This is a genomic window from Tomitella biformata AHU 1821 (genome assembly GCF_000524475.1).
GTDB classification, from domain to species: Bacteria; Actinomycetota; Actinomycetes; order Mycobacteriales; family Mycobacteriaceae; genus Tomitella; species Tomitella biformata.
The window spans coordinates 95,142-112,428 of the sequence record NZ_BAVQ01000006.1 but is presented as its reverse complement, the minus strand read 5'-3'; the positions used below and the strand labels follow the sequence as shown (position 1 = coordinate 112,428).

Genomic DNA, 17,287 nt, shown 5'->3' with positions numbered 1-17,287 from the left:
CTCGTCCTGGGTTCGAACAAATGAGGAGTCAAATGAAGACGCTAGTTGTTGGCGGCACGGGCATGATCGGCACTCATATCGCCGCAATTCTGCGGGATCAGGGAAACGAGGTCACGGTGGCCGCGCGCACCGCGCCGAAGCCGGGTTCCCTTGCCCACGAGTTCCCCGTCGTGCTGGGCGACTACAGCGCCGGCAGTTTCTCGGCGCAGGACCTCGCCCCCTTTGAGTCGGTGGTCTTCGCGGCCGGCAGCGACATCCGGCACCTCCCCCGGGGCGTGGACACCGCCGAGTTCTGGGAGAAGACGCAAAGTGGCGGCGTGCCCCGGTTCGTCGCGCTCGCCAAGGAGGCCGGGGTTAGCCGAGTCGTCCAGATCGGCAGCTACTACCACCAGGTGCGCCCGGAGCTGGTCGAGTCCAACGAGTACGTTCGGGCCCGGTGCTTGGCCGACGAAGGCGCACGGGCACTCGCAGACGAGAACTTCACGGTGACGACCCTCAACCCGCCGTCCATCCTCGGCGCCAATCCGGGGGGCACCATGTCCGGCTTGGGCAAGGTCCTGGCCTGGAGCGACGGCAACCTGCCGGACGTCCCCAATTTCGCCCCCGCAGGCGGCACCAACTACATGTCCGCGCGGTCACTCGCGGAGGCCGTGGCGGGGGCCCTGCGCAATGGCGAGTCGAAGGCGTATCTGATCGGCGACGCGAATCTCACGTTCCGTGAGTACTTCCAGGCGATCTTCGACGCCGCGGGCAGCAAGATCCAGCTCGCAGAGCGGGACGAGGAGCATCCCTTCCTGCCGGACGCGTTCATCGTGCAGGGCCGCGGCAACGCCATCTCCTACGAGACGGATGCCGAAGAGACGGCGGCCCTTGGCTACACGCAGGGCGATGTTCCCCGCGTGATCAGCGAACTGGTCGCCGCGACCAGGGCTCGGGCCTAACTAACGCCGCTGGGGCGCACTGCGGGCCCGACTACTCCTCGAGCCGCACTGCCCCCAGCTCCGCCTCGAGCAACTCGATCGCCACAATCTCTGGATCCCGTCGCTCGAGCTGCTCCCCCGGGCCGGCCGCGGCCTCGTCGAGCATCTCGTCCTCGGTGGACGCGTCGAAGTGGTCCTCCGGCAGGTCGGGCTCTGGCGGCAGGTCGTCGGGGTAGTCGCTCGCCGCGCTCTGCGCGGCGGGAGCGAGACCTTCTTGCGAGGGCCGGGTGATGACAACCGGCGGGGTCGTCCTCGCCTCGGCCCGCTGGACCGGGGCGGCGGTTAACGGCTCCGCGGGCTCGGCCGGCTGGTAGTTGGGCGATTGGCTGGGTCGTTTGAACCCGGTCGAGACCTTGGGCGGCGCGGCCTGCGCCGCCCGGGTCAGCGGCGGCGGACCGCCTGCCGGCGCGGGTCCTGAGTCCTTCTCGATGACGAGCTTCCAGCTGCACTTGAACACCTCGGCCATGGCCTGCTCGATGACCTCAGCGTGGTGTTGCTCCGCCAAGCGCGCGGCCAGCGGCGGCGCGGGGTGGCTCATCGCGATAACCTCGCCGTCGACCCGGCGGACGGTGGCGCCCGAGAGCATCACCTCGAGGGTCCGGCTGGAATCCCGGACCTTCTTGATCACCTCGGGCCAGGCGGCACGAACCGCGACGGCATCCGGGCGGCCGGAGTCAACAGCGGCAGCGAGCTCGGGCACGGCAACCGGCTCGGGCTCGGGCGCAGGCGACACCGGTGCCACAGCTTCAGGAACCGGCGACGGTTCCGCGGGACCGTCCGGCCCCGCCATGGGTTCGGCAACGACGGGCTCGGAGACCACAGGCTCGACCACAGGAACCGGTGCTGGCACTGCGACCACGGGCACCACCGGTTCGGCCGCGGAGACTACTGGCACGACAGGCTCGGGGACGGCAATCGGAGCAGGCTCTGCAACCTGGGCCGCACGCTGTGAGGGCCGGACGAACGCGGGCTCGACCTCGGGCGCAGTGTCGGCAGCCTGAGAGCCAGCGGCCTGGAAGCCAGCAGCCGGGGCGGACACCAATCCGGCGGAGATCCCCCGCTCCAGCCGCTCCAACCGCTGCATCAGCGCGGCCTGGCCCTCGGCGGCTCCGGGCAGCAGCATCCGCGCGCACATCACCTCAAGGAGCAGGCGGGGCGCAGTCGCGCCGCGCATCTCGCCTAGTCCGTCATGGACGATCTCGGCATAGCGGGTCAGGGTGGCGGGGCCAATGCGGTCGACCTCCGCGCGCATGCGGGCGAGCACGTCGACGGGGGCGTCGACCAGGCCGCGTTCTCCGGCGTCGGGCACGGCCTGCATGAGGATCAGGTCCCGGAACCGCTCCAGCAGGTCGGAGGCGAAGCGGCGGGGATCATGCCCGGCCTCTACGAGGCGGTTGACGGTCTCGAACAGGGCCGCGCCGTCGTTGGCGGCGAGGGCATCGACGGTGTCGTCGATCAGCGCGACGTCGGTGACGCCCAGCAGGGACAGCGCCCGCGGGTAGGTGATGCCCTCCGGTCCGGCGCCGGCGAGGAGCTGGTCCAGCACACTCAGCGAGTCACGCGGGGATCCGCCGCCCGCGCGGATGACCAATGGGAACACCGCGTCCTCGACGGCGACGTGCTCCTGCTCGCAGATGTTGTCCAGCAGCCCGCGCATCACGGTCGGCGGCAACAGTCGGAACGGGTAGTGGTGGGTGCGCGAGCGGATCGTCGGCAGCACCTTCTCCGGCTCCGTCGTCGCGAAGATGAAGATGAGGTGCTCCGGCGGCTCCTCCACGATCTTGAGCAGCGAGTTGAAGCCCGCGTTGGTGACCATGTGGGCCTCGTCCACGATGAACACGCGGTACCGCGACTCGGCCGGGGCGTAGAAGGCCTTGTCCCGGAGGTCGCGGGTGTCCTCGACACCGCCGTGGCTGGCCGCGTCGAGCTCCATCACGTCGAGGTTGCCGGAGCCGCCCGGGCCGAGGGCGACACACGAGTTGCAGACACCGCACGGGCTGGCCGTCGGGCCCTGAACACAGTTGAGCGACCGGGCGAGGATGCGCGCCGACGACGTCTTGCCGCAACCGCGCGGCCCCGAGAAGAGATAGGCGTGGTTGATCCGCCCAGCCTCCAGCGCAGCGCTCAGCGGCTCGGTGACGTGTTCTTGGCCGACGATCTCTGCGAAGGTCGCCGGTCGATACTTCCGGTATAGGGCCACGTGCAGAGGGTACCGGTGGGGTGTGACAAGAAAAACTCAGCCAACACAGTGCTAGCCGAAAGACACCGTCCGCCGCGCCAGCAGCCACACGCCGTCGACCCGCCGCAGCTCGTCGTCGTAGTGCCCGGCCCCGGACACGGCCGGCGCGGTCAGGGTCTGCCGCAGGAACATCCACGACGAGCGCGCCCGCGCGGTGTCCGCTGAGATCAGGTCGACGGCCACATTGGTGATCACGTGCTGGGAGTTCGTCCCCGGGCCCTGGATGCCCGACGCGCGCCGGGCCCCCACGCTCGCCGCGATCTCGGCGTGGCCGGTGAGCAGGCTGGCAGGCGCGCCCGACGTGGGGTTCGCGGGGAAGTCCCACACCGCGTCGGCGGTGGACTGCGAGAGGTATTCCTCCACCGTCCCTGTGTCCGCGAACAATGCGAGCTTGGCGAGCAGCGCATTCACCCGCGCGCTCACTTCTGCGTAAGAATCAGGCACCATAACCTCCGTCGACGTCGAGTTTCTGTCCGGTGATGAAGTTCGCTTGGCTGGAGGCGAGGAACACGACAGCCTCGGCGATGTCGTGCGCCGTGCCGAAGCGCCGCAGCGGCGTGTTGCGCTTGGCCGCCTCGAGGGCCGCCTCGTCGAGGTCGCCGGCCGCGATCAGCGATCGCGCCATGCCGTCGGCCAGCATGCCGGGGCCCACACAGTTGGCGCGCACTCCGAACCGGCCCTCCTCCACCGCTATCCCGGTGACGATCGCCTCGACGGATGCCTTGGGGATCACCGACAGGCCGTCGCGCACCGCGTACCGACGCCCGGCCGCGGACGTGACGGCCACGATCGACCCGCCGGACTCGCGCAGGGCCGGCAGCGTCGCGCGCACGACGGTGAAGAACCCGACGGCGTCGTCGATCAATGTCGAGCGCAATTCACTGGGGGCCACCTTGCTCAAATGCCGTTGGCGAACCAGTGGGCCCGCCGCATAAACAAGGGTACGAATTGCGCCAATAGCCTCCAGGTGCGCGACGGCATTCTCGTCGGTGATATCGAGCTGCAGCGCCCGCACCTTTCCGCCGGATTCTGCGATCAACGCATTCGCGGCATTAATATTGGACCGGTAGGTGATGAGAACGTCCGATCCCCTCTTGACCAATAGCCGGGTGATTGCCGCGCCGATGCCCCCGGTCCCGCCCACGACCACCGCTGCGCCATCCTGCGTCCACATCACGACTCACTCCTAGGTTGATGGGATTCCCCCTGCACACAGCCAGATCCAGTCGATCAACAAGGAATGACTGTGAAGTCCGACACAGGCGGAGGCCATGGTGTCGACTGACAGGAAAGCATGCCCTTGCAGCGGTGACCCGCCAGCAAGAATTCACACAGTAGCCGTTCAGAATAGCATACTCAATCGGCGTCCCACCAATCGAGACACCGTCTTTACCATTTTGACACTCAGCACTTGCTAAGGTACTTCAGGATTTCAATCACACAAACACTTGACTACCCACAACGAAACTCGAATAACCACGCACATCAGCTCGGACACTCGATAGCCGCTCCTGCACAAACACACATATTCCCCGGCGGGTGCGATTATCGATGCCCGACACGGAGGTATTTTGTTTCCCCTTAGCGGACTCACCACAATCATATTGCTGGTCGCATTCTTCGGACTGACGTTCCTCATGACGCTGACGATCCGGCAGAAGAAGGAGAATGTCGACGGCTTCATGGTCTCGGACGGCGCCGTCGGATTCGGTTTGTCCTCCTCGTCCATGACCGCCACCTGGATCTGGGCGGCGTCGTTCTATGCCGCCGCGCAGGCCGGCTACGTCTACGGCATCTCGGGCCCCATCCACTATGGGCTCTGGGGCGCGCTGATGATCTTGTGCATTTACCCCTTCGGCCGCAGATTCCGCAAGGTGGCGCCGCACGCGCACACCTTGGCCGAGGTCATGCACGCCCGGCACGGCAGCTCCAGCCAGCTGATGCTCGCGGGCTCCAACATCGTGGGCAGCGTCATCAGCCTCACCGCGAACTTCACCGCCGCCGGCGCGCTGCTCTATATCCTCACGCCGTACAACTTCGAGACCGGCGTGATCATCGTGGCCATCGGCGTGCTGGGCTACACCGTCTGGTCCGGCTTCCGCGCCTCGGTGCTCACGGACTTCGCCCAGCTGGTGGCCCTCATGGGCGCGGCGATCATCATCATCCCCACGGTCTTCTTCGCGGCCGGCGGCCCCAGCATGCTCCGCGGCGGCCTCGACGACCTCGCGGCGAGCGACCCGGAGAAGGCCAACTTCCTCTCCATGGACGCGTTCCTGAATCAGGGCGCGCCCTACCTCGTGGCCGTGCTGGCCTACGCGATCGGCAACCAGACCATCGCGCAGCGCCTCTTCGCCGTGCGCGCGGACAAGATCAAGTCCACGTTCGTCACCGCCACCTTCGGCTACGCCGGCACCGTGATTGGTCTGGGCATGATCGGCGTCCTCGCCGCCATGGTCGGCATGTCCCCGCAGGACGGCGACATGAACAACATCATCCCGCAGATGGCCGTCGACTACCTGCCGGTCGTCCTTGTGGGCGCGCTGTTCATCATGGTCATCGGCTCGCTGTCCTCCACCGCGGACTCCGACCTCGCCGCGCTGTCCGCGCTCGCGATGACGGACATCTACGGCAAGAACCTGGCCCGCGGCAAGGTCAACCCCACCACGATGCTGCTGATCGGCCGCATGACGATGGTGGGCGCCACCGCGGCGGGCGTGCTGTTCGCGTTCGCCAACTTCGACATCCTTGAGCTGCTGGTGTTCGTCGGCGCTCTGTGGGGCGCGTTGGTCTTCCCCGTGATTGCCAGCTTCTACTGGAACAAGATCACCAACCAGGCGTTCACGATCTCGGTGCTCGTCGCTCTGGCCTTCTTCGTGGTGGCCCGCTTCGAGCTCATCCCCATGACCGGCGTGCAGGCCGTCTTGTTCGAGGTCCTCTGCGCCATCGGTGCCGCAGTGGTCGTCGGGCTGCTCACCTTCGGGATGTTCGGCCTCCGCACCGGGCTCATCGCCGGCTCGATCATGCTCCTGGTGATGCTGCCCCTGCTGATCGGGTTCCTACGCGATTACCCGGTCCTGCTCGGCTCACTGGTCGCCTACGGCGTCAGCGCCCTGGTCTGCACGGTGATCAGCCTGCGGAGCAAGCAGGAGCCGTTCGACTTCGATCTCATCGACCAGCGCGTGCTGTCCTTCCAAGCGGAGCAGGCGGTCGTGGCCGTCGGATTCAAGGCCGCCAAGGACCAGAAGAAGAGCGACAAGCAGGCCGGCAGGTCCGGCTCAGCGGTACTAACCAAGTCGGATGACGAGACCAAGAAGGACGGGAAGGAAAACCGATGACCACTTTCTTTATGACGCTCTACATCCTGATGTGGCCGGTCATGGCCCTGGTGGTGCTGATCATTCTCTCGATCGGCGTCTACAAGGACTTCCGCGAGGCCAAGGCTGAGGGCCGCATGGTGGTTTAACCAACCACCGGAAACACTGCCCAAGCCCGGCCGCGACATGACTACCGTCACAGCGATGACCGAGTCTCGCGCGCCGGGCTTTGCCGGCAATATCACCGATCTGCTAGCCACCTCCACCCCGGCCTGGCCCGAGAACCTCCGCCCGCCCGTCGGCGCCCCGAACGTCGTCGTGATGCTTGTGGACGACATGGGCTACTCCGATATCGGCCCGTTCGGCTCGGAGATCCCCACCCCGCACCTCGACGCGGTGGCCGCCGAGGGCGCGCGGCTGACGGACTTCCACGTCACCCCCACCTGCTCCCCCACCCGCGCCGCCCTCCTCACCGGCTGCAACTCCCACGCCGTCGGCATGGGCGCGGTCGCGAACGTGGACACCGGTTTCCCCGGCTACGCCGCCGAGCTGCCACCGAACCAGCCGACGTGGGCCGAGACGCTGCGCGGGCATGGCTACTCCACTATGGCGATCGGCAAGTGGCACCTGTGCCGCGAGTCCGACATGCACTCGGCGGGCAACCGCCACTCATGGCCGCTGCAGCGCGGCTTCGACCAGTACTACGGCTTCCTCGAGGCGCAGACGAGCCTTCATGAGCCGCACCAGCTGTACGAGGGCAACAGCCCCGTCAACATCGACCAGTACCCCGAGGGTTATTACCTGACGGACGATCTCACCAATCGTGCCGTCGAGATGATCGCCGACGCGCGGGCCTCAGACCCGACCAAGCCTTTCGCGATGTACTACGCGCACGCCGCGGTGCACGTGCCGATGCACGTCAAGCCCGCGGACCTCGCCCGCTTCCGCGGCAAGTACGCCGAGGGCTGGGACATCATCCGCGCGCGCCGCCTCGCCCGCCAGCAGGAGCTCGGCGTCATGCCGCCCGAGCTCGGCCTGCCCCCGCTGACCGAGGAGCTCGGCTACGACATCCCCGTATGGGACGACCTCACCGACGACGGCAAGGCCCTCGCCGCCCGCCACATGGAGGGCTACGCCGCGATGGTCGGCACCATCGACGAGTCCGTCGGGCGGCTCCGCGAGGTCCTCGGCCGCCTCGGCGAGCTCGAGAACACCATCTTCATCTTCCTCAGCGACAACGGCGCGTCGGGCGGCGGCGGCCACGACGTCGGCACGTTCAACCATCTGCGCAACCTCGACCGCTCCCGCAAGCCCAACAACGAGGAGCGCATCGCAGAGGATCTGCCGCGCCTCGATGAGATCGGCGGCCCCGCCAGCTGGCCGCAGTACGCCTCCGGCTGGGCCACCACCGCCAACACCCCGTTCCGCCGTCACAAGTTCAGCACCTACCGCGGCGGGCACCAGGTCTCGTTCCTGATGTCCTGGCCCGCGGGGCTGCCCGAGACCGCCGGCGCAATCCGCAACCAGTACGCGCACGTGACCGACCTCGCGCCGACGATTCTCGAACTCATCGGCCTGCCGGTCGCCACCGAGCGAAACGGCCTAGCCGCGCGCCCGCTCGACGGCGTCAGCATGGCCGGCATCCTGCGCAGCGCCGACGCGACGAGCGATCACACCGAGCAGTACTACGAGTGCCTCGGCGAACGTGCGTACTACGCCGGCGACTGGGAGGCCGTGGCCGCCCGGACACCGATGACACCGTTCGAATCGGATCGCTGGGAGCTGTTCGACACCGCCGCGGACCCCACCCAGCTGGACGACCTCGCCGCCGAGCACCCCGAGCGCGTCGAGGCTCTCATCGCCGCCTGGCGCGAGGCCGCCGAGCAGAATCAGGTCTTCCCGCTGGCCGACGGCAGCCCGCTGCACTGGTTCCAGCGCGACCCCCTCGAGGCCCGGTTCGCGACGCCGATCACGCTGCTGCCCGAGACACCGACGCTGGAGCGCTTCCGTGCGAGCCAGCTGATCGACGGCCGCTCGTTCGAGTTCAAGGCCGAGCTCGCCGGCTACCAGGCGGGCGACGAGGGCGTGCTGCTGGCGCACGGCGGCCAGGAGAGCGGCTACGTCGTGTATATCGAGGACGGGCTGCTGCATCTGGTCCAGAACGCGTGGGGACAGATGATCGCCGCCGAGCCCGTCACCGTGCCCGTGGGGGCCCGCAGCATCCGGGTGCGGGTGGAGGCCCCGGGCAAGGCCCGCTGGGTTGCCAGCATCGAGATCGACGGGCACAGCGTGCGCGACGGCGTCGAGTTGGTCCAGCTGTCCTGGCTGGTGCCGTTCAGCGGCCTGCACGTGGGCGCGATGCGCCGCTCCCCCGTCTCGGCGGCGCTGCGCGCCCGCCACGGCAGCTTCCCGTACTCGGGCCAGCTGAGCCGGATCACGTTCCGCCCAGGCGATTTCGCGCCCGATGCGATGTCGATGATGATCGAGCAGTTCAAGCTGATGGGCGCCGCCACCCAGTAGTCGACCGCCCAGTAGTTGAACGCCCAGTAACCAGGCCCGACGAAACAGAACTCGGCCCCCACTCCCGAAGGAGTGGGGGCCGAATTTCAAGTTCATCTCCCCCATCAGGGAAGAGGCACTTTGTCCTTACAGCGGCGAAACGCCAGTGGCCTGGGGGCCCTTCTGGCCCTGGCCAACCTCGAAGCTCACACGCTGGTTCTCCTCGAGGCTGCGGAAGCCGCCGCTCTGGATCTCCGAGTAGTGAACAAAGACGTCAGCGCTGCCGTCGTCGGGGGCAATGAATCCAAAGCCCTTCTCAGCGTTGAACCACTTAACAGTGCCTTCTGCCATGACTAACTCCTCTTACAGTGTCCACGACTGAGATCCGTCCGTCGGACCCCAGGGCCGGTGTTACACGGCGGTTGTTGACGGCTCCCAAGAGGAAATCCATCACGCCCTAGCTAATGTGCGAGCGTGGAAACACAAACACAAACACAGCGACCGTGACGTAGTTAACCACAGTCCACCGGGGATGTCTCGGTACTTGATAAAAGCATCACAGCCGGTGATTCTGCCCACAGTCCGAAACAGCCTGACCTGCCATTTTCTGGTTCACGAGCCCAAGGCTCGGCGGACGGGCGCGGGATATCCGCTATGGTTGGCTCAACTCGGTGTCGACAAGACACAGCACAACGCTACGAAGACTCCGAGACGTCGTGGAACGCTTCTCCCGTACCGGCTCCCGGCCCAAGTAGTTATGGCCCGGACAACCGTGTTCTAGATCAGTGCGCCCTCTGCACGAGCACTTCTCGCGGCGATCGATTTTGCCCACCGGCAATCTCGCCACATTTGTGCCCGCTAGCACGGCAGCTCTGTGCGGCCTGGGCACAACCCGATGCCTAAGAAAGGCACCGACCCACCCCATGTCATCCACACAGACCACAGCAACACTGCCCGCAGCAGCCCCGACCACCGCCGTAGCCTCCTTCGCGGACCTCGGCGTCCCCACCAAGCTGGTCAGCGCGCTCACCGACAACGGCATCAAGTCTCCGTTCCCCATCCAGACCGACACGCTCCCCGACACCCTGCAGGGCCGGGACGTGCTGGGCCGCGGTAAGACCGGCAGCGGCAAGTCGCTCGCCTTCTGCATCCCCCTGGCGGCCCGCCTGAGCTCCAGCGGCAACAAGACCCGCCCCAGCCACCCCCGTGGCCTGATCCTGGCTCCGACCCGTGAGCTGGCCACCCAGCTCACGGTGGCACTCGAGCCCCTGGCTCGGGCGGCCAACCTGCGCGTGACCACCATCTTTGGCGGCGTCGCACAGAACCGCCAGGTCAGTGCGCTCAAGGGCGGCGTCGACATCGTCGTCGCATGCCCCGGCCGCCTCGAGGACCTGATGCGTCAGGGCCACGTGCACCTGGACGCCATCGAGATGACCATCCTCGACGAGGCCGACCACATGGCCGACCTCGGCTTCCTGCCCGGCGTCACCCGCATCCTGAACGCGACCCCGACCTCCGGCCAGCGGCTGCTGTTCTCGGCCACCCTGGACAACGGCGTCGACAAGCTGGTCAAGCGCTTCCTGAGCAACCCCGTCATGCACTCGGTGGACGAGGCCAACTCGCCCGTCGTCGCCATGACGCACCACATCTACGACGTCACGAACACGACGGCGAAGAAGGACCTCGTCGAGCTGCTCGCCTCGGGCACCGGCCGCCGAATCCTGTTCATGCGCACCAAGCACCAGGCCCGCAAGCTGGCCAAGCAGCTCACGCAGGCCGGCATCCCCGCCGTGGACCTGCACGGCAACCTGTCGCAGAATGCGCGTGACCGCAACCTCGCCGCCTTCTCCACCGGCAACATCAAGGTCCTCGTCGCCACCGATATCGCCGCACGCGGCGTGCACGTCGACGACGTCCAGCTGGTCGTCCACGTCGACCCGCCGGCCGAGCACAAGGCCTACCTGCACCGCTCCGGCCGCACCGCCCGCGCGGGCAGCAGCGGCGACGTCGTCACCGTGGTCCTGCCCGAGCAGCGCAAGGATGTCGCCATCCTGCTGCGCAAGGCCGGCATCAAGGCGCAGCCGCAGCAGGTCACCGCGCAGTCCACGGCCGTGACCGGCCTCGTCGGCGAGACCGCGGCACGGGTCACCCCCGCACCCGAGTCCGCGTCGAACGACTCCGATGAGCGTCGTCAGGGCGGACCTCGCGGCGGCCAGCGCGGCGGCGGACCTCGTGGCGGCGGCCCCCGTGGCGGTGGCCAGGGCGGACCCCGTGGCGGCGGACGCTCCGGCGGCGGCGGACGCGGCGGCCAGTCGGGCGCCTCGCGCTCGAGCGGCGCGGCCACCACCGTCAAGTACTCCAGCGAGTCGCAGCCGTCCGGCGGCCAGCGTGCGGCGGCACCCGCGGGCGGCCAGCGCCGTCGCTCCGCGCGCCCGGCCTCCGCGCCTGTCCGCGGCTAACCATCTCCCGCAGCTCTGACTGAAGCGGCCCGACTATCCCACACGGATAGTCGGGCCGCTTTCGTTTCGGAATTCCTATTTTCGTGCCCCTCCACCATTCCCCCGGAATCATTTCCGATAACACCAGGCCACGGCGCATATTCGAGCTGTCAACCACGGACGTTCCCCGAGCGATATTCAGCACCCATCGGACGCTAGTCCCGGTTAGCGGGACTCCTCGACCAATGCTGTGTTGACCGTCACAGACTGTCTGGGCGCCGCAGGGCGTCACAAGTAGCAGTCAGCCCGCGGCTGAGAACCCTGGAGGAATTGAATGTCCATTTTGAGGCAACGACGGATCGGCACCATCGCCGTCGCCGCAATCGCCAGCGGCGTGCTGCTGGCCGGCTGCGCGAGCAACGGCGATAGCGGCGGCTCGACGACGACCGGCCCCCAGACCGAGACCGGCGCCGTCGGCATCATCGGCGACCAGGGCGACGGCGGCTCCCCCGTCGAGGGCGGCACCCTGAGTTTCGCGGGCTACTCCCCCGTCGCCAGCCTCGACCCGACCAAGACGCAGCCCGCCGGCTCCACCGGTGGCACCGAGATGGCCGCGGTCTACGACCTGCTGGTCCGCTACGACGCGAAGACCGACAGCTACGAGCCGCAGCTGGCGAAGGAGCTCAAGGAGAGCGACGACCGCCTCACCTGGACCCTCAAGCTCCGTGACGGCGTCACCTTCAGCGACGGCACCCCGGTCAACGCCGACGCTGTGGTCTCGAGCACGAACCGCTTCAACGAGGGACACGGCGGCAACAGCCAGGCATTCACGGCGGGCGTCAAGTCCGTCGAGGCCACCGACGAGCACACCGTCGTCTACACCATGAACCAGCCGTGGACCGAGTTCCCATCCATGCTGACCTTCGGCCACGGCATGGTCGTCGCACCCTCCTCCGACGGCCCGGACGGCACGTTCACCCCGATCGGCGCCGGCGCGTACACCTTCGAGTCCATGACGCCCGGCGCCGAGCTCGTGCTCAAGGCCCGCTCCGACTACTGGAATGGCAAGCCGCACCTGGACACCTTGAAGTTCGTCGACATCAAGGATGACCAGCCCAAGATCGACGCGCTCAACACCGGCGGCATCCAGATGGCGTTCCTGCGCAATGCGGCGGCCATCGACACCGCCAAGGCGACCCTGCCCGGCTTCTACGAGACCAACAGCCTCGCCGACGTGGTGCAGATCAACCAGCGTGAGGGCCGCCCCGGTGCCGACGTGCGGGTGCGCCAGGCCATGCAGCTGGCGATCGACCCCGAGGTCATCGACGTCCGCGCCAAGGAGGGCAAGGGCCTGCCCGGCAATGAGATCTTCCAGTCCTGGTCCAAGTGGCACAACATCGACGCTCCGTCCCTGAACACGGACGAGGCCACCACGCTCGTCGACGCGGCCAAGGCCGATGGCTGGGACGGCAAGATCACCTACTTCACGGTCCAGGCCCAGGCCTCGCAGGCGACCGCGCTGGCGATCCAGGCGATGCTCGCGCCGATCGGCATCGACGTGACCATCGAGTACGCCGCCTCCGTGACGGACGTCGTCAAACGCCTCTACGTCGACAAGGACTTCGACATCTCCACCGGTGCCTACAGCATCAGCGACGAGGCCCCGTTCACCCGCCTCTTCAGCGCGCTGAACAGCACCTCCACCAACAACATCCTCGGCGTCAACGACCCGAAGATGGACCAGATCCTCAGCGACATCCAGACCGCGAAGGACGACGAGGCCAAGCTCACCGCGATTACCGCGCTGCAGACCGAGGTCAACGAGACGGTGCCGTACCTGCCGCTCGCCGCGGGCGCGAACTTCGTCCCGTGGACCGACAACGTGTACGGCGTCAAGCCGAACTCCGACGCCATCGTCTTGCTCGACGGCGCGTGGATCAAGAAGTAGCCTTCACCGACTGAACGCGAGAGCGGGTGCGCCCCACGTGGGCGTGCCCGCTTTTGCTGTCCCGCCGAGCGCCCCGGGTGCCGCCCGGCACATCAGATGAACGCCCGTCTGGCCAATCCACTACTGGAGTACACAAATCCACCCTATTGTGGCAGCAGTCACATTTTGTGGCGGGCGTCGCACAACGATGCCGACACAGCCCACGGCGAGCGACCGCGGTGGGGTGGACACAATCCGGAGGGTTTGAAGATGTCACGATCAAACAGGCGCCGCGCAGGCACGGTGGCAATCGCCGCCATCGCCAGCGGACTCATGTTGGCGAGCTGCGCCAGCAACGGTGATTCCAGCTCGGACAGTTCGAACGGTTCCGGCGACACCGGCCTCCAGACCGAGGCGGGCGCAATCGGCATCATCGGCGACCAGGCCGATGGCGGCACGGCCGTGGATGGCGGCACCCTCAACTTCGCCGGCTTTTCCCCCGTCGCCAGCCTGGACCCGACCAAGACCCAGCCTGCCGGCTCCACCGGCGGCACGGAGATGGCGGCGATCTACGACCTGCTCGTCCGCTACGACGCGTCCACACACACCTACGAGCCCCAGCTGGCTAAATCTCTCACCGAGAGCGACGACCACCTGAGCTGGACCCTCAAGCTGCGCGACGGCGTCACCTTCAGCGACGGCACCCCGCTCAACGCCGACGCAGTGGTCGCCAGCACCAACCGCTTCAACGAGCGCCACGGCGGCAACAGCCAAGCATTCCTTGCCGGCGTCAAATCGGTCGAGGCCACCGATGAGTCCACCGTCGTGTACACCATGAACCAGCCCTGGAGCGAGTTCCCAGCCCTCCTCGTCTTCGGACATGGCATGGTCGTCGCCCCCTCCTCCGACGGCGCGGACGGCGCGTTCACCCCCATCGGGGCCGGCGCGTTCACCTTCGAGTCCCTGACCCCCGGCAGCGATCTCGTGCTCAAGGCCCGCGAGGACTACTGGAACGGCAAGCCGCACTTAGACAGCCTGAAGTTCGTCACCATCGCGGACGAGCAGCCCAAGATCGACGCCCTCAACACCGGCGGCATCCAGATGGCCTTCCTGCGCAACGCGGCCGCCATCGATGATGCCAAGGCCACCCTGCCCGGCTTCTACGAGACCAGCAGCCTGTCCGACGTCATCCAGATCAACCAGCGCGAGGGCCGTCCCGGCGCCGACGTGCGCGTGCGCCAGGCCATGCAGATGACGATCGACCCCGAGGTGATCAACGTCCGCGCGAAGGAGGGCAAGGGCATGCCCGGGACGGAGATCTTCCAGTCCTGGTCCAAGTGGCACAACGACGTGCCGGCCATGACACTCAACGTCGATGAGGCCAAGACGCTCGTCGAGGAGGCCAAGGCCGACGGCTTCGACGGCAACATCACGTACTTCACGCCGGGGAACCAGTCCTCGCAGGCCACCGCGCTGGCCGTCCAGGCAATGCTCGCGCCCATCGGCATCAACGTCAACGTCGAGTACGCAGCCTCGGTGACCGACGTTGTCAAGCGCCTGTACGTCGACAAGGACTTCGATATCGCCACCGCTGCGTACAGTGTCGGCGACGCGGCACCGTTCATGCGCCTCTACAGCGCCCTGGACAGCACCTCCAGCAACAACATCCTCGGCGTCAACGACCCGAAGATGGACCAGATCCTCACCGACGTCCAGACCGCGAAGGATGACGACGCCAAGCGCACGGCCCTGGCCGCGCTGCAGACCGAGGTCAACGCCACAGCCCCGTTCCTGACACTGTCCGCGGGCGCGAACTTCGTGCCGTGGACCGACAACGTGTACGGCGCGGTGCCCAGCATGGACGCGATCATGCTGCTCGACCAGGCGTGGATCAAGTAGCGACCTGAGCCAACCGCGGCGGTCTGCCGCGATCGCGAAGGCGGGTGCACCCCATGTGGGCGCACCCGCCTTCGCCGTTCCGCAGGCACAGTCGGATTCGACCCGCGCCGGGCGAAACCTTGCCGCTAGGCGGAAATCACCCACACCTCCTGTGCCTTGCATCACATGCTCACCACGATGGCGCCACGGGGCGCCTTCATGGCGGCGTGTGCGGCGGGCGAGTCCCGCCGCCGCCGAGACGAGCTGGAGGATCTTGAATGTCACGATCGAGTCGACACCGCATTGGCTCCATTGCCGTCGCGGCCACAGTCAGCGGGCTACTGCTGACGGGCTGCGCGAGCGGCACGGCCGGTTCACATAGCGGCGGGGCAACGGACCCCAGCACGGTCGGCATCGTCGGCGACCAAGCTGACGGCGGCCAACCAGTCAGCGGGGGCACTCTGCGCTTCGCGTCCTATTCGCCGGTCGCCAGCCTTGACCCCACCAAGACACAGCCGGCCGGCACCACCGGCGGCACCGAGATGGCGGCGGTGTACGACGTGCTGCTCCGATATGACGCACAGACGGAGACATATCACCCGCAGCTCGCGAAGTCCCTCACGGAGAGCGGAGACCACCTCGTCTGGACCCTGAAGCTGCGCGACGACGTCACCTTCAGCGATGGCACTCCGCTCGACGCCGACGCGGTCGTCGCCAGCACCAGCCGCTTCAATGAGCTCCGCGGACCCAACAACGAGGTGTTCCAGGCTGGCGTCCAGTCCGTCGAGGCCACCGACCGCTCCACCGTCGTCTATACCCTCAACCAGCCGTGGACTGAGTTCCCCGCCATGCTGACCTTCGGCCACGGCATGATCGTCGGCGCCGCAGCCGACGCTGGCGAGCAGTTCACCCCGATCGGCGCGGGCGCGTTCACACTGGAGAACCTGGTCCCCGGCGAGCTCTCGCTCAAAGCCCGGTCGGACTACTGGAACGGCGCGCCGCACCTGGACGGTCTCAAATTCGTGACCATCAAGGACGAGCAGCCCAAGATCGACGCCCTCAAATCCGGCGGTATCCAGATGGCGTTCCTGCGCAACGCGGCCACCGTCAACTCCGCCCGAACCCAGTTTCCGGGCTATATCGAGACGCTCAGCATGGCGGACCTGGGTCAGATCAACAGCCGCGAGGGCCGCCCCGGTTCGGACGTGCGCCTGCGCAAGGCCATCCAGCTCAGCATCGATCCCGAGGTGTTGAACCAGCGCGCGAAGGAAGGCCAGGGCATGCCCGGGACTCTGCTGTTCCAGGAGTGGTCGAAGTGGCATGACGCCACGACGCCTGCCGTCAACCTCGACCTCGAGCAGGCCAAGGCTCTGGTCGCCGAAGCCAAGTCCGACGGGTTCGACGGCAAGCTGAACTATGTGAGCGTGCAGGACCAGGCCTCCCAGCAGCAGGCCCTGGCGGTGCAGTCCATGCTCGGGGCCGTCGGCCTCGAGGTCACCATCGACTACTCGCCCACCGTGACCGACATGGTCAAGAAGCTGTACGTCGATCATGACTTCGACATCGGCTATGGTGCCCTCAGCATCTCGGACGCGGCGCCGTTCCTCCGCTTTTACAGCGCGCTGAATAGCACGTCGTCCAACAACGTGGGCGGATATAAGGACGCGGGCCTCGACGCGCTGCTGGCCAATGTTCAATCCGCGACCGACGACGACGCCAAGCGCGAGGCGATCGCAGACCTGCAGGTGGAGCTCACTGAGAAGGCTCCGCTGCTGGCGTACGGCGCGGGCCCCAACTTCGTTGCCTGGACCGACAATGTCCACGGCATGGTGCCGACGATGGACTGCATGATCCTGTTCGAGAAGGCGTGGATCTCCTAGCTTGGCAATTCCCCACAAAAAACAATGCCTGAGTAATTTCCTATGACCGGCATCACATCATCCATGGCACGATCAGATGCAGCCCGCAGCACCGCCAGACGTCCTGCTGCACACCTGATCTGGAGGTAATTG

12 protein-coding genes are annotated in these 17,287 nt (G+C 67.1%); 8 read left to right on the top strand and 4 right to left on the bottom strand.

The genetic code is table 11. The features are described from left to right. The first annotated feature begins 32 nt into the window (after positions 1 to 32). Positions 33 to 941 (top strand): NAD-dependent epimerase/dehydratase family protein, encoded by a 909-nt coding sequence (locus TBIF_RS04545; protein ID WP_024793678.1) that lies wholly within the window; start codon positions 33 to 35, stop codon positions 939 to 941. A gap of 31 nt (positions 942 to 972) precedes the next feature. On the opposite strand, the gene TBIF_RS04540 is transcribed toward TBIF_RS04545, so the two are convergent. Genes TBIF_RS04540 through TBIF_RS04530 form a run of 3 tightly spaced genes read right to left on the bottom strand, consistent with a single transcriptional unit; the run spans position 973 to position 4,393 of the window. Continuing rightward, positions 973 to 3,180, bottom strand: coding sequence for a DNA polymerase III subunit gamma and tau (locus TBIF_RS04540; protein ID WP_024793677.1), 2,208 nt, complete (start codon positions 3,178 to 3,180; stop codon positions 973 to 975). 51 nt (positions 3,181 to 3,231) lie between these two features. Further along, positions 3,232 to 3,642, bottom strand: coding sequence for a nuclear transport factor 2 family protein (locus TBIF_RS04535; protein ID WP_038169761.1), 411 nt, complete (start codon positions 3,640 to 3,642; stop codon positions 3,232 to 3,234). Between the two features lie 13 nt (positions 3,643 to 3,655). Beyond that, positions 3,656 to 4,393, bottom strand: coding sequence for an SDR family NAD(P)-dependent oxidoreductase (locus tag TBIF_RS04530; protein ID WP_024793675.1), 738 nt, complete (start codon positions 4,391 to 4,393; stop codon positions 3,656 to 3,658). A 430-nt stretch (positions 4,394 to 4,823) separates the two neighbouring features. On the opposite strand from TBIF_RS04530, the gene TBIF_RS04525 reads away from it, so the two are divergent. From TBIF_RS04525 to TBIF_RS04515, 3 genes are read left to right on the top strand one after another with little or no spacing between them, the layout of a single operon-like run. Further along, positions 4,824 to 6,554, top strand: a complete 1,731-nt coding sequence (locus tag TBIF_RS04525) for a sodium:solute symporter family protein (RefSeq protein WP_369385329.1) — start codon at positions 4,824 to 4,826, stop codon at positions 6,552 to 6,554. Continuing rightward, positions 6,551 to 6,682, top strand: a complete 132-nt coding sequence (locus TBIF_RS26135) for a putative transporter small subunit (RefSeq protein ID WP_235174492.1) — start codon at positions 6,551 to 6,553, stop codon at positions 6,680 to 6,682. The genes TBIF_RS04525 and TBIF_RS26135 overlap by 4 nt, the downstream gene beginning before the upstream one ends. 55 nt (positions 6,683 to 6,737) lie before the next feature. Then, the gene (locus tag TBIF_RS04515; RefSeq protein WP_051461349.1) at positions 6,738 to 9,053 is read left to right on the top strand and encodes a sulfatase-like hydrolase/transferase; all 2,316 of its coding nucleotides are present in this window, start codon (positions 6,738 to 6,740) and stop codon (positions 9,051 to 9,053) included. 126 nt (positions 9,054 to 9,179) lie between these two features. On the opposite strand, the gene TBIF_RS04510 is transcribed toward TBIF_RS04515, so the two are convergent. Next, a complete protein-coding gene (locus TBIF_RS04510; protein WP_024793672.1) occupies positions 9,180 to 9,383 on the bottom strand; it encodes a cold-shock protein in 204 nt (67 codons plus the stop codon). Between the two features lie 572 nt (positions 9,384 to 9,955). Between TBIF_RS04510 and TBIF_RS04505 the strand changes: the two genes are divergently transcribed. The 4 genes from TBIF_RS04505 to TBIF_RS04490 all read left to right on the top strand — a co-directional run bounded on the left by TBIF_RS04505 (position 9,956) and on the right by TBIF_RS04490 (position 17,155). Further along, positions 9,956 to 11,491, top strand: coding sequence for a DEAD/DEAH box helicase (locus TBIF_RS04505; RefSeq protein WP_024793671.1), 1,536 nt, complete (start codon positions 9,956 to 9,958; stop codon positions 11,489 to 11,491). 313 nt (positions 11,492 to 11,804) lie between these two features. After that, positions 11,805 to 13,418, top strand: coding sequence for an ABC transporter substrate-binding protein (locus TBIF_RS04500; protein WP_024793670.1), 1,614 nt, complete (start codon positions 11,805 to 11,807; stop codon positions 13,416 to 13,418). 249 nt (positions 13,419 to 13,667) lie between these two features. Continuing rightward, positions 13,668 to 15,296: an ABC transporter substrate-binding protein gene (locus tag TBIF_RS04495; RefSeq protein WP_024793669.1), complete on the top strand. Its 1,629-nt coding sequence runs from the start codon at positions 13,668 to 13,670 to the stop codon at positions 15,294 to 15,296. A gap of 257 nt (positions 15,297 to 15,553) precedes the next feature. Then, positions 15,554 to 17,155 (top strand): ABC transporter substrate-binding protein, encoded by a 1,602-nt coding sequence (locus TBIF_RS04490; protein WP_024793668.1) that lies wholly within the window; start codon positions 15,554 to 15,556, stop codon positions 17,153 to 17,155. Positions 17,156 to 17,287 lie beyond the last annotated feature (132 nt).